Annotated in this window: 13 protein-coding genes; all 13 read left to right on the top strand. The window is 61.4% G+C overall.

Going from position 1 to position 13688, the window contains the following annotated elements; genetic code table 11:
* The first annotated feature begins 696 nt into the window (after positions 1-696).
* The 13 genes from flgB (at position 697) to INQ47_RS25480 (ending at position 13475) form a co-directional block, all read left to right on the top strand.
* Positions 697-1107, top strand: coding sequence for a flagellar basal body rod protein FlgB (gene flgB, locus INQ47_RS25420; RefSeq protein WP_021785151.1), 411 nt, complete (start codon positions 697-699; stop codon positions 1105-1107).
* 2 nt (positions 1108-1109) lie between these two features.
* Complete coding sequence (gene flgC, locus INQ47_RS25425; RefSeq protein ID WP_012051596.1) at positions 1110-1553, top strand: flagellar basal body rod protein FlgC; 444 nt, start codon at positions 1110-1112, stop codon at positions 1551-1553.
* A 12-nt stretch (positions 1554-1565) separates the two neighbouring features.
* Complete coding sequence (flgD, locus tag INQ47_RS25430; RefSeq protein WP_103462187.1) at positions 1566-2267, top strand: flagellar hook assembly protein FlgD; 702 nt, start codon at positions 1566-1568, stop codon at positions 2265-2267.
* 28 nt (positions 2268-2295) lie between these two features.
* A complete protein-coding gene (gene flgE, locus INQ47_RS25435; RefSeq protein ID WP_103462188.1) occupies positions 2296-3618 on the top strand; it encodes a flagellar hook protein FlgE in 1323 nt (440 codons plus the stop codon).
* 70 nt (positions 3619-3688) lie between these two features.
* On the top strand, positions 3689-3880 hold the full coding sequence (locus tag INQ47_RS25440) for a hypothetical protein (protein WP_003254464.1): 192 nt from the start codon (positions 3689-3691) through the stop codon (positions 3878-3880).
* A gap of 159 nt (positions 3881-4039) precedes the next feature.
* Positions 4040-4780 carry a flagellar basal-body rod protein FlgF gene (gene flgF / locus INQ47_RS25445; RefSeq protein ID WP_103462189.1) on the top strand — a complete coding sequence of 247 codons (741 nt, stop codon included), beginning with the start codon at positions 4040-4042 and terminating at the stop codon, positions 4778-4780.
* A gap of 47 nt (positions 4781-4827) precedes the next feature.
* Positions 4828-5613, top strand: a complete 786-nt coding sequence (flgG, locus tag INQ47_RS25450) for a flagellar basal-body rod protein FlgG (RefSeq protein WP_103462190.1) — start codon at positions 4828-4830, stop codon at positions 5611-5613.
* A gap of 36 nt (positions 5614-5649) precedes the next feature.
* Positions 5650-6345, top strand: a complete 696-nt coding sequence (flgH, locus tag INQ47_RS25455; RefSeq protein ID WP_103462191.1) for a flagellar basal body L-ring protein FlgH — start codon at positions 5650-5652, stop codon at positions 6343-6345.
* A 12-nt stretch (positions 6346-6357) separates the two neighbouring features.
* Positions 6358-7467: a flagellar basal body P-ring protein FlgI gene (locus INQ47_RS25460; RefSeq protein ID WP_103463134.1), complete on the top strand. Its 1110-nt coding sequence runs from the start codon at positions 6358-6360 to the stop codon at positions 7465-7467.
* 11 nt (positions 7468-7478) lie between these two features.
* Positions 7479-8633, top strand: coding sequence for a flagellar assembly peptidoglycan hydrolase FlgJ (gene flgJ, locus INQ47_RS25465; protein WP_252458838.1), 1155 nt, complete (start codon positions 7479-7481; stop codon positions 8631-8633).
* Positions 8634-8645: 12 nt separating this feature from the next.
* Positions 8646-10688, top strand: a complete 2043-nt coding sequence (flgK, locus tag INQ47_RS25470) for a flagellar hook-associated protein FlgK (protein ID WP_252458837.1) — start codon at positions 8646-8648, stop codon at positions 10686-10688.
* Positions 10689-10701: 13 nt separating this feature from the next.
* Positions 10702-12264: a flagellar hook-associated protein 3 gene (locus INQ47_RS25475; protein ID WP_404702883.1), complete on the top strand. Its 1563-nt coding sequence runs from the start codon at positions 10702-10704 to the stop codon at positions 12262-12264.
* 281 nt (positions 12265-12545) lie between these two features.
* Entirely contained in the window at positions 12546-13475 is a 930-nt protein-coding gene (locus tag INQ47_RS25480; protein ID WP_003254453.1) for a ketoacyl-ACP synthase III, read from the top strand.
* Positions 13476-13688: the final 213 nt, after the last annotated feature.

The following is a 13688-nucleotide window of genomic DNA, read 5'->3' on the forward strand; positions in this document are numbered from 1 at the left end:
TCGAACTATGCTTTTTCATGGTCTCGCCCTCGCTGCCGTTGGCTTCTTCGAACACCACCGTGGCACTGTGATGCCTCGGCGGGGGCGAGTCCATTGATTACACAGATTGGTGGTGGACACACATCGGAGGTTGGACGCAGCCCGCCGTAGGAGCGGGTTTACCCGCGAAAGGGCCGGGCCTGCTGGCCATTTACCACCCGCCGTTCACCGTTGCTGCCGCTACCGTATTCGCGGGTAAACCCGCTCCTACACAGATTGGTGGTGGGCACACATCGGAGGTTGGACACTGTCCGCCGTAGGAGCGGGTTTACCCGCGAAGAGGCCGGCCCTGCTGGCCATTTACCACCCGCCGTTCACCGTTGCTGCCGCTACCGTATTCGCGGGTAAACCCGCTCCTACACAGATTGGTGGTGGAAATACATCGGAGGTTGGACACGGCCCGCCGTAGGAGCGGGTTTACCCGCGAAGAGGTCCGCCCAGGAAAACACTGACGTCAATTTTTTGTTTTGCCGCTTTTGCCGCCTATCAATTGCCGCTTTTGTCACCTCAGGCGGAAGGCCTTTGCCGCTTTTCTGGCATCAATCTGATAGTACTCTCCCTGTAAACCCCATAAATACGGGCTTTGCGGTGGTTGGCACAGCCCTTGCTATACCTTGCTCAACGAAATTCCGGTCAACCTCTAAAGGTTTCCCTGACATGAGCATCAGCTTCGACAAAGCGCTTGGTATTCACGAAAAGGCTCTGGGCTTCCGCGCCCAGCGCGCTGAAGTGCTGGCCAACAACATTGCCAACGCCGACACGCCCAACTACAAGGCGCGTGACATGGACTTCGCCTCGGTGCTCGCAGCCGAAAGCGACAAGCAGCAGAGCGGCGGCCGCTTCAGTCTTGACCGTACCAACAGCAGGCACATCGAGGCTGAGGGCCTGGCCATGGCCGATGAAACCCTCAAGTACCGCACACCGCTGCAGCCGTCGATCGACCAGAACACCGTGGATGCGCAGATCGAGCAATCGAACTACACGGAAAACGCGATTGGCTTCCAGGCCAGCTTCACCTTGCTCAACAGTAAATTCAAAGGGCTGGTTTCCGCCCTGCGGGGAGAATGACCATGTCCCTTTCCAGTGTCTTCAACATTGCCGGTAGCGGCATGAGCGCACAGAACACGCGTCTGAACACCGTGGCGTCCAACATCGCCAACGCCGAGACGGTGTCTTCGAGCATCGACCAGACGTACCGCGCCCGCCACCCGGTGTTCGCCACCACCTTCCAGAACGCCCAGGCCGGCAGCAGCCAGTCGCTGTTCGAAGACCAGGGCGAGGCAGGGCAGGGCGTGCAGGTAAAAGGCATTGTCGAAGACCAGAGCACCCTGGAAGCACGCTACGAGCCGAACCACCCGGCGGCGAACAAGGACGGCTACGTCTACTACCCGAACGTCAACGTGGTCGAGGAGATGGCCGACATGATCTCCGCCAGCCGCGCGTTTCAGACCAACGCCGAACTGATGAACACGGCCAAGAGCATGATGCAGAAAGTGCTGACCCTTGGGCAGTGATAGGAAGCCGACATGACCACCACCAATTCCACTACAGACGTCGGCAGCGCGTACCTGACCTCGCTGCAGAAGCAGACGTCCAAGACTGACAGCTCTACCGGTGCCGCCGGCAGTGCGCTGGGCAAGGACGCGTTCCTGCAGTTGCTGGTTACCCAGATGCAGAACCAGAACCCGCTCGACCCGCAGGAAAATGGCGAGTTCGTGGCCCAGTTGGCGCAGTTCAGCAGCCTGGAAAGCATGCAGTCGCTGAACGACGCAGTGACCTACATCGCGGCCGGGCTGCAATCTTCCCAGGCCTTGCAGGCCTCCTCGCTGGTCGGGCGCAATGTCATTGTCCAGACCGACAAGGCCGTGGTCGATACCAGCAAGGACATGAAGGGCTCGGTCAACCTGACGTCGTCCAGTACCTCCACCTCGGTGGGGATCTACGACAAGGACGACAAGCTGGTGCGCACCATCGAGCTCGGTACCCAGAAGGGTGGCAGCATCGACTTTACCTGGGATGGCCTGAACGATGACGGTGAAGTCGCGGCCGCCGGGACCTACACCTTCAAGGCTACTGCCTCGATCGATGGCAAGGCCACGGCCATGACCACCAACCTGCCGGCTTCGGTTACCAGTGTGACCATGGGTACCAACGGTTCGGAGATGACGCTCAACCTGGCCGGGCTGGGCAGTGTTGCGCTTTCCAAAATCCAAAGCATCGGCATCTAGGGCCTGAGCAAAACGACAGGAGTTACACATGTCTTTCAATATCGGCCTTAGCGGCCTCTATGCAGCAAACAAGGCCCTGAACGTTACCGGCAACAACATTGCCAACGTTGCCACCACCGGCTTCAAGTCGTCGCGTGCCGAGTTCGCCGACCAGTACTCCAACTCCATTCGCGGCACCAGCGCGGGCAAGACCGTGATCGGCACCGGGGTAAAGACCGCCGCGGTTTCGCAGCTGTTCACGCCAGGTAATATCAACGCCACCGGCCAGGCGCTGGACATGGCTATTGATGGCAACGGCTTCTTTGCCCTGAACGACAACGGCTCGAAGATCTACACCCGTGCGGGCGCCTTCTACAGCGACAAGGCCGGTTATGTGGTGAATGCTTCGGGTGCCAACCTGCAGGGTTATGCGGTCGGCGAGGACGGCAAGATCATCCAGGGCATCCTGACTGACCTGCAGATCGATACTTCCAACCTGACGCCGAAGCCGACCAGCCTCATCACCGAGAAGATCAACCTGAACTCGGCCGCGACCTCCCCGTCGGTAACGCCATTCGATCCCACCAACGCCAGTTCCTACAACTTCACGTTCAATACTCCGGTGTACGACAGCCAGGGTAATGAACACCAGATGAATCAGTACTTCATCAAGGACGACGCGACCAATACCTGGTCCATGCACACCACTATCGATGGCCGCAACCCGGCCAATCCGGCTTCCACCGCGCCGCTGGTCAACGCTGTGCCGTTCAAGTCCGATGGTACGCTGGACAAGGACGCAATGATCGCGGGTGATGTCCCGGGCGGTCTGAGCATTGGCGAAGACAAGATCTTCCAGCTCAACGACTGGATCCCGGCGCAGAAAAACGCCGCCGGAGAGTGGTCGGCCAATGGCGCCATCGCCAACGCGGACGGTGTGAAGCTGGACATGCTGGGTGCCACCCAATACAACGCGTCCTCCGCAGAAATTGCAAAAACCCAGGATGGCTTCGCCACTGGTGAGCTGTCGGGGCTGAGCATCGACCAGAACGGCTACCTGTTTGCCAGCTTCACCAATGGCAAGGACAAGGTGATCGGCCAGGTGGCGATTGCCAACTTCGCCAACCTGCAGGGCCTGACGCCGATTGGCGGTACCAACTGGAAAGAGTCCTACGCCTCGGGCGTACCGGTAATCGGTGCCCCGGACACCGGTACCCTCGGCCAGATTTCTGGCGGTGCGCTGGAAGACTCCAACGTCGACCTGACCGGCGAGCTGGTCAACCTGATCAAGGCGCAGAGCAACTACCAGGCCAATGCCAAGACCATTTCCACTGAAAGCACCATCATGCAGACCATCATTCAGATGACCTGATGATTGTTTTTGCTGTGGTGTCTGTAATTGGGGTCGCAACGCGGCCCCAAGAACTTGAAGGTTCGTGCTAATGAAGCGGCTGTCATTATTGGCCTTGTTCCCCTTGCTGGTGCTGGTTCTGCCGGCCCCTGCCGCCCCCGCCCCGTTCTATCAATGGCAAAGTCTGGTCACCGGCCGCTACCTGTGCTCGGCCCACAACCCGGGCAAAGGCTGGGTGCGCCATTCCGGCCCCTACAACAACGCCGCCTGCCGCGCCCATTGAGCAAGCCCTTGCCGCAGGCGGCAAACATCCGCCGACAAACTGACGGTTATTGCCCCTCGCCACGCTGAAAGCCCCGTAAACCGGGTGTTTCAGACTTGGTTCGATTATTGCTTTGAACCACCCAGTGACAGCGCGGTAACTGCGCGCAGAGGAGAAACTGTGGACAAGTTGCTTTATGTGGCCATGACCGGCGCCAGCCAGAACGCGCTGGCGCAGAAGGCCCACGCCAACAACCTGGCGAACATTTCTACCAACGGTTTTCAGCGCGACCTGGAGCAGGCCCGTTCGATGCCGGTGTTCGGCGACAGCTTTCCGGCGCGCGCCTTCGCCATGACCGAGCGCCCGGCCACCGACTTCAGTGAAGGCCCGCTGGTCGAAACTGGCCGCGATCTTGACGTGGCGGTGACCGGCAAAGGCTTTATTGCCGTGCAGGCGCCGGACGGCAGCGAAGCCTATGTGCGTACCGGTAGCCTGAACATCGATGCCCTCGGTGTGCTGCGTGCCGGCAATGGCATGCCGGTGATCGGCAACGGTGGCCCGATCGCCATCCCGCCGGAGCAGAAAGTGGAAGTGGGTGCCGACGGCACCATCAGCATCCGCTCCATGGGTGAAGACCCGCGGGTGATGGCCGAGGTCGACCGCATCAAACTGGTCAACCCGGACACCAAAGGCCTGACGAAGGGCCTGGACGGTCTGATCCATACCACTTCCGGCCAGCCGGCCGATGCAGACGTCAATGTGCGGGTGGTGGCTGGCTTCGTGGAAGGCAGCAATGTCAACGCTGTCGAGGAAATGACCTCGGTGCTGGCGCTGTCCCGCCAGTTCGAACTGCACGTCAAGATGATGAACACGGCCAAGGAAGGCGACGAAGCCATGGCTCGGGTTTTGCAAATCGGCTAATCACTTTTGAACGGGTGCCGTAAAACAGGCGCACGAGGAGAACTTACATGCTTCCGGCTCTTTGGGTCGCTAAAACCGGCCTGTCCGCCCAGGACACCAACCTGACGGTCATTTCCAACAACCTGGCCAACGTCTCGACCACCGGCTTCAAGCGTGACCGCGCCGAATTTGCCGACCTGCTCTATCAGATCAAACGCCAGCCTGGCGCCCAGTCGACCCAGGACAGCGAGCTGCCCTCGGGCCTGCAGGTCGGTACCGGCGTGCGTATTGTGGGCACCCAGAAGAGCTTTGTTGCCGGGAGCCTGCAAACCACCGAGAACCCGTTGGACATGGCAGTCAACGGCCGTGGTTTCTTCCAGATCCTGCAGCCGGACGGCACCGTGTCGTACACCCGTGACGGTACCTTCCACCTGAACTCCGATGGCCAGATCGTCACCGCCAACGGCTACGCCCTGGAGCCTGCCATTGTCGTGCCTAACGACGCGCAGACCTTCACCGTTGGCCAGGACGGCACCGTGTCGATCACCACCGCCGGCAATCCGGCTGCACAGGTGATCGGCAACATCCAGACCGCCGATTTCATCAACCCGACCGGCCTGCAGGCGATCGGCGATAACCTGTTCCTCGAGACCGCCGCCAGTGGCGCACCTCAGGTCGGCACCCCGGGCCTGAACGGTTTTGGCACCACCCTGCAGCAGACGCTGGAGAACTCCAACGTCAGCACCGTGGAAGAGCTGGTGAACATGATCACCACCCAGCGTGCCTATGAGATGAACTCCAAGGTCATTTCCACGGCCGACCAGATGCTGTCGTTCGTTACTCAACAGCTCTAAGCCCTGTCACTCAGTTGCACCCGTGAGGTAAGCGTCATGAATCGTCTGTTGTCCGTTTTCGCCCTGGGGGGGGCGGTGTTGCTGGCAGGTTGCGTCGCGCCGACGCCCCGGCCCAACGACCCGTACTATGCGCCGGTGTTGCCGCGCACCCCATTGCCGGCAGCGGCCAACAACGGTTCGATCTACCAGGCCGGTTTTGAGCAGAACCTGTACAGCGACCGCAAGGCGTTCCGGGTGGGTGACATCATCACCATCACCCTCAACGAGAGAACCTCGGCCAGCAAGAACGCAGGTTCGCAGATCCAGAAGAACAGCTCGGCCAATATCGGCCTGACCTCGCTGTTCGGCAGCACACCGAACACCAACAACCCGTTCGGCGGTGGTGATCTGTCGCTGGAGGCTGGTTATAACGGCGAGCGTGCCACCAAGGGCGACAGCAAGGCCACCCAGGGCAACACCCTGACCGGTTCGATCACCGTCACTGTGGCCGAAGTGCTGCCCAACGGCATCATCGCCGTGCGCGGCGAGAAGTGGCTGACCTTGAACACCGGCGAAGAGCTGGTGCGCATTGCCGGCATGGTCCGCGCTGACGATATCGCCACTGACAACACCGTGCCGTCCACCCGCGTGGCCGACGCGCGCATCACCTATTCCGGCACGGGCTCGTTTGCCGATGCCAGCCAGCCCGGGTGGCTGGACCGCTTCTTCATCAGCCCGCTTTGGCCTTTCTGAGTACGGATGACCATGTTCAACGTAAGGCAGCTGATTGCCGCAACCCTGCTTTTGTCCTGTGCCTTCGCTGCCCAGGCCGAGCGCCTGAAGGACATTGCCAGCATCTCTGGCGTACGCTCCAACCAGTTGATTGGTTACGGCCTGGTGGTGGGCCTCAATGGCACGGGTGACCAGACCACCCAGACGCCATTCACCCTGCAAACCTTCAACAACATGCTGTCGCAGTTCGGCATCAAGGTGCCGGCCGGTTCCGGCAACGTGCAGCTGAAGAACGTTGCCGCAGTGTCGGTGCATGCCGACCTGCCACCGTTCGCCAAGCCGGGCCAGGTGGTGGACATTACCGTGTCGTCGATTGGTAACTCGAAGAGCCTGCGCGGCGGCAGCCTGTTGATGACCCCGCTCAAGGGTATCGACGGCAATGTCTACGCCATTGCCCAGGGCAACCTGGTTGTGGGCGGCTTTGACGCCGAGGGCCGTGACGGCTCGAAGATCACTGTCAACGTGCCGTCGGCTGGCCGTATTCCGGGTGGTGCCAGTGTCGAGCGTGCGGTGCCGAGCGGCTTCAACCAGGGCAATACCCTGACCCTGAACCTCAATCGCCCCGACTTCACGACCGCCAAGCGCATCGTGGACAAGGTCAACGACCTGCTCGGCCCTGGCGTGGCCCAGGCCTTGGACGGTGGTTCGGTACGGGTCAGCGCGCCGATGGATCCAAGCCAGCGCGTGGATTATCTGTCGATCCTCGAAAACCTCGAAATCGACCCGGGCCAGGCGGTGGCCAAGGTCATCATCAACTCGCGAACCGGCACCATCGTCATCGGCCAGAACGTCAAGGTGTCGCCGGCGGCGGTAACCCACGGCAGCCTGACCGTGACCATTACCGAAGACCCGATCGTCAGCCAGCCGGGGGCCTTCTCCAATGGCCAGACGGCTGTGGTGCCACGCTCGCGGGTCAATGCCGAGCAGGAAGCCAAGCCGATGTTCAAGTTCGGCCCGGGTACCACGCTGGACGAAATCGTCCGCGCGGTGAACCAGGTGGGCGCAGCGCCCGGCGACCTGATGGCGATTCTCGAAGCCTTGAAACAGGCCGGTGCCTTGCAGGCCGACCTGATCGTGATCTGAGGACGGCACGGATGAATATCAAAAGCCAGGTATCCGGTAGTGCCGACAGCGGCGCCTATACCGACCTCAACCGCCTGAGTGCCCTCAAGCACGGCGACCGCGACAGCGAAGCCAATGTGCGCAAGGTGGCCCAGGAGTTCGAGTCGCTGTTCATCAGTGAAATGCTCAAGGCCTCGCGCAAGGCCAGTGACGTGCTGGCCGACGACAACCCGATGAACACCGAAACGGTCAAACAGTACCGCGACATGTACGACCAGCAGCTGGCCGTAAGCATGTCCCGCGAAGGGGGCGGCATCGGCCTGCAGGACGTGCTGGTACGCCAGCTGACCAAGGGCCGCAGTGCGTCGGTCAATACCAGCCCGTTCCCGCGCGTCGATAGCAGTGGCCCAGCATTGTGGGGCAACAAGGTGGCGGAGCCGGTGCATACCATGGCCTCGTCCGCTACCCGCAATGACGTTGCAGCACTCAATGCGCGGCGCCTGGCCTTGCCCAGCAAGCTCACCGACCGCCTGCTGGCCGGTATCGTGCCATCGGCGGAAACCGCCAACAACGCCGCCGTGCCAGCCCGTGACGGCCAGCAAGTGGCCAAGGCCTTCGCCGTGCCGGACAACGGCCTGCGCATTGTCGGCCGCGCCGTGGCCCAGCCGCCGCTGGCGCCGAACAAGGCTTTCACCGACAGCGACGCCTTCGTAGCCACCATGCTGCCAATGGCCGAGCAGGCCGCCAAGCGCATTGGTATCGACCCACGCTACCTGGTGGCCCAGGCCGCGCTGGAAACCGGTTGGGGCAAGTCGGTGATGCGCAACAGCGACGGCAGCAGCAGCCACAACCTGTTCGGCATCAAAGCCACCGGCAACTGGCAAGGCGATCAGGCGCGGGCGATCACCAGCGAATTCCGCGATGGCCAGTTCGTCAAGGAAACCGCAGCGTTCCGCAGCTACGACTCGTACCAGGACAGCTTCCACGACCTTGTCACCTTGTTGCAGAGCAATTCTCGCTATCAAGGTGCGCTGGATGCGGCCGATAACCCTGAGCAGTTTGCAAGAGAGCTGCAAAAGGCAGGTTATGCGACCGACCCGGGCTATGCGAAGAAGATCATCAGCATTGCCCAGCAAATGCAGTCAACCCCGCAATACGCCATGGCTGGCAGAACCACGAACTTATAAAAGGACTAAATCATGTCGAGCCTGATTTCCATCGGCCTGAGTGGCCTGAGTGCCAGCCAGGCGGCCTTGTCGGTAACCAGTAACAACATCGCCAACGCCGCGACCAGTGGCTACTCGCGCCAGCAGACAGTTCAGGCGGCGGGGCCTTCGCACAACATTGGCGCCGGTTTCCTGGGTACCGGGACCACGCTGGCGGATGTGCGTCGCATCTACAGTTCCTACCTGGACAACCAACTGCAGACGGCCACCTCGTTGCAGGCAGATTCGCTGACGTTCCAGGACCAGATCACCAGTGTCGACAAGCTGCTGGCAGACCGTGATACCGGTATCAGCTCGGTCCTTACCGCATTCTTCTCGGCCCTGCAGACTGCGGCGGCCAAGCCGGGTGACGTTGCCTCGCGCCAGTTGCTGCTGACCCAGGCGCAAACCCTGAGCAACCGCTTCAACGCGGTGAGCACCCAGCTGACTCAACAGAACGCCACGATCAACTCCCAGCTCGACACCATGGCCGGCCAGGTGAACAAACTCACCGCCAACATTGCCGAGTACAACAAGCAGATCACCGCGGCCAGCGCCTCCGGTAACACCCCCAACAGCCTGCTGGATGCGCGCAGCGAAGCCGTGCGCCAGCTCAATGAGCTGGTAGGGGTGACGGTGCAGGAGCGTGATGGCAACTACGATGTGTACCTGGGCAGTGGCCAGTCGCTGGTCACTGGCACCAAGGCCAACACCTTGTCGGTGGAGCCGGGTGTGGCTGACAAGAGCCAGGTTGCCCTGCGCATCAACTATGACTCGTTCAGCTCGGACGTGACCTCGGTGGTGTCTGGTGGCGCCATTGGTGGCCTGTTGCGTTATCGCCAGGACGTGCTGACGCCGTCGATGAACGAACTCGGTCGCGTTGCCCTGGTGGTTGCCGACAGCATCAACGGCCAGCTGGGGCAGGGCCTGGATGCCAACGGCCAGTTCGGCAGCTCGCTGTTCTCCAGCATCAACAGCGCCACCGCCATTGCCCAGCGCAGCCTGGCCTCGTCGAACAACAGTGCCGGCTCCGGCAACCTGGATGTCACCATTGCCAACAGCGGTGCGTTGACCACCTACGACTACGAGGTGAAGTTCACCAGCGCCAACCAGTACAGTGTGCGCCGCTCGGACGGCACCGACATGGGCAGCTTCGACCTGAATGCCGACCCGGCACCCGTGATCGACGGTTTCAGCCTGGCGTTGAAAGGCGGCGGCCTGGCGGCCGGCGACAGCTTCAAGGTTATCCCCACCCGTGCAGCTGCCGGTAGCATTACCACGACCCTGACCGATGCCAACAAGCTGGCCTTCGCTGGGCCCGTCAGCGCTACCTCGGGCAGTGGCAACAGCGGTACTGGCACCATCACCCAGCCGACCCTGAGCGAGGCGCTGGACATCTACGGCGGTGCCGATACCGCGCTGATCCAGCAGTCGATTCGCGACTCGATGCCCGTGCGCGTGGTGTTCGACGCCGCCGGTGGTGGCTCCCAGGGCTACAAGCTGTTCGATGCCAAGGGCACCCAGATTGGCACCGGCAGCGTGGTGCCGGGGCAGGACAACAAGCTGTCCATCGCCGTGCCAATGCTGGATGCGGCTGGCGACCCGATTCTGGATGGCAGCGGTAACCCGCGTACCTTTGCCGTCGAAACCACCATTGGCGGCAGCCCTGCGGCCAATGACAGCTTTACCCTGTCGTTCAATGCCGACGGCAAAGCGGACAACCGTAACGCCACGGCACTGCTCGACCTGCAGACCAAGTCGACGGTGAATACCGGCTCCGGCGGCGGTACCAGCTTCACTTCGGCCTACGCCTCGTTGGTCGAGCGCGTGGGGGCCAAGGCGAATCAGGCGTCCATCGACAGCACCGCGACCGAGGCGGTGCTCAAGTCCGCCAGCGAAAGCCGCAGCGCAGTGTCCGGAGTCAACCTGGATGACGAAGCGGCCAGCCTGGTCAAGTTCCAGCACTACTACACGGCGTCCTCGCAGATCATCAAGGCGGCGCAAGAAACCTTCAGCACCCTGATCAACGCTTTGTAAGGAGTAGACTATCGTGCGTATTTCCACTGCTCAGTTCTATGAGGCCAGCGCCAGTAGCTACTCCAAGAACTTCTCCAGCATGAACAAGACCAACGACCAGGTGACGTCGGGTATCCGTATCCAGACCGCTGCCGATGACCCGGTTGGTGCTGCACGCCTGCTGCTGCTGCAACAGCAGCAATCGTTGCTGGACCAGTACAGCGGCAACATCAACACCGTGAGCAACTCGCTGCTGCAGGAAGAGAGTGTGCTCTCTACCATCAACGATGCCATGCAGCGTGCCAGCGAGTTGGCGATCCGTGCCGGTGGCGCCGGGGTGACCGATTCTGACCGCGTGGCCATCGGCACCGAGCTGAAAGAGATCGAGGCCAACATCTTTGGCCTGCTCAACTCGCGCGATGCCAACGGCGACTACATGTTCGGAGGCTCCAAGAGCACCACGCCGCCCTATGTGCGTAACTCTGATGGCACCTATAGCTACCACGGCGACCAGACCCAGCTGAGCCTGCAGGTATCCGATACCCTGAGCCTGGCTACCAACGACACCGGTTTCAGCATCTTCGACTCGGCCAGCAACAAGAGCCGTACCCAGTCGACCCTGTTGGTGCCGGCGACTGACGATAGCGTGGTCGGGGTGTCGTCTGGCCTGCTGACCTCGAACACCACCTACAACAACAGTTTCACGGCAGGCCAGCCCTACAAGCTGACCTTCACCAGCGCGACGCAGTACACCATCACTGACGCCAACGGTAATGACATCACCTCGGAAACGCCCACCAACGGTACCTTCGACAGCAAAACCGAAGGTGCCAACAAGATTGCCCTGCGTGGCGTGGAGTTCGAAATAACCGTTACCCTGGAGGAGGGGGCCGATGCCGACGCCGCCGTGGGCGGGCGCGAGTTCTCCCTGGAGGCACGCCCGGACTCGTTCAATACCACCCGTAACGGCAGCAATACCTCCAGCGCCCAGGTCACCAGCAGCAGCGTGACCGACGAGGCCGCCTATCGCAGTACTTTCCCCAGTAATGGCGCGGTGATCAAGTTCACGGGGCCGGGCGCATACGAGTTCTATGCTCAGCCGCTGACGGCCGACAGCAAGCCGGTCGCCAAAGGTACCTTTACGGCACCGTCGTTGACGGTGGCCGGGGTGACCTACCAGGTGTCCGGTTCGCCGGAGGCAGGCGACCAGTTTGCGGTCACGGCCAATACCCACCAGAACCAGAACGTGCTGGAAACCCTCAGTCAGTTGCGTGCGGCACTGGAAACGCCGGTGACCGGTGCTGGCGCGGCGAATGCCTTGAAAGATGCGGCGGCCTCGGCCATTGCAAACCTGGCCAGTGCCCGTGAGCAGGTCGATATCACCCGTGGCTCGATCGGTGCTCGCGGCAACTCGCTCGAGATTCAACGCCAGGAGAACACCAGCCTGGGGCTGGCCAACAAGACCACCCAGAACGCCATCGGCAACACCGACATGTCGCAGGCGGCCATCACCCTGACCTTGCAGCAGGCCATGCTCGAGGCCTCGCAGCTGGCCTTCTCGCGTATTTCCCAGTTGAGCCTGTTCAACAAGCTCTGATCTGCCTGTCACATCCCGGGGCCGCAACGCGGCCCCGATCATCTGAAAGCCCTGAAAACTCCCCAGTCCCCACGCCGTCCGCACGGCTTTCGTAGCATTTCAATGTGACCAATGAGTCAAAACGCTCATCTTCCCTGTATTCTATGCAGCAGCTGTTGCAGCATTTTGTTACCGGTGCGCAGGCGAGCCCTGCCTACAACCCCTGGCGGTGACCGCTCCGGTATTTGGCGCCCTCAACTCATCGAGTGGTGGTCTTTGGCTGTTTTCATTGGGAAGCCAGAATGATTGGCATCAAAAGCATTGCGAGTTACGTGCCCACCGCTGGCCTGGACAACTACGTTCAGGGTGCGAAGTTCGGCAAGGACGAAGAGTTCATGTTCGGCAAGATCGGTGCGTCGTTCCTGCCGCGCAAGGCCGAAGAGCAAGAAACCTCCGACTTGTGCGTAGAAGCCGCCCAAGCGCTGTTCGCCAGCAACCCCGACCTTGATCCGCAATCGATCGATGCGTTGATCGTGGTCACCCAGAATGGCGACGAAGAAGGCCTGCCGCACACCGCCGCCATCGTCCAGAGCAAACTAGGCCTGTCTACCCGCGTGGCGGCGTTCGACGTGTCGCTGGGCTGCTCCGGCTATGTGTATGGCCTGTATGCGATCAAAGGCTTCATGGAAGCGGCAGGCCTGAAGAACGGCCTGCTGATCACCGCCGACCCGTATTCGAAGATCGTCGACCCGGAAGACCGTAACACCACCATGCTGTTCGGCGACGCCGCCACGGCAACCTGGATGGGTGAAAACGCGGTCTGGAACCTGGGCCAGGCGCGTTTCGGCACTGACGGTTCCGGTGCCGAGCACCTGAAAGTCAGCGACGGCAAGTTCTTCATGAACGGCCGCCAGGTATTCAACTTCGCCCTGATCAAAGTGCCAGCGCACCTGCACGAGCTGCTGGACGCCAGCGGCCTGAAGTCGTCGGATATCGACGCCTTCTGCATCCACCAGGGCAGTGCGGCGATTGTCGACGCCGTGGCGCGACGCTTTGAAGAGCAACACCCGGAGAAGTTCGTCAAGGACATGCTGGAAACCGGCAATACGGTGTCCTCCAGTGTTCCGCTGCTGCTGCAGAAGCACATGCTCGATGGCAGCTGGAAGCGCGTGGCGATCAGTGGCTTTGGCGTGGGCCTGTCGTGGGGCTCGGCCATCCTGTACCGCGACTGATCCCAGTCAGCCCCTAAAAGCGCCCGGCGGCCACCGCCCGGCGCTTTTTTTCTGCCGAAAATAAATGTCTGCCTGACGCAGCCCACTTGTAATCGATGGACTCGCCCCCGCCGAGGCATCACAGTGCCACGGTGGTGTTCGAAGAAGCCAACGGCAGCGAGGGCGAGACCATGAAAAAGCATAGTTCGAAACACGATTCCCTGTCTTCCACTG

It is taken from the genome of Pseudomonas sp. 3HC3, from assembly GCF_044904505.1.
Classification (GTDB): Bacteria; Pseudomonadota; Gammaproteobacteria; order Pseudomonadales; family Pseudomonadaceae; genus Aquipseudomonas; species Aquipseudomonas putida_Y.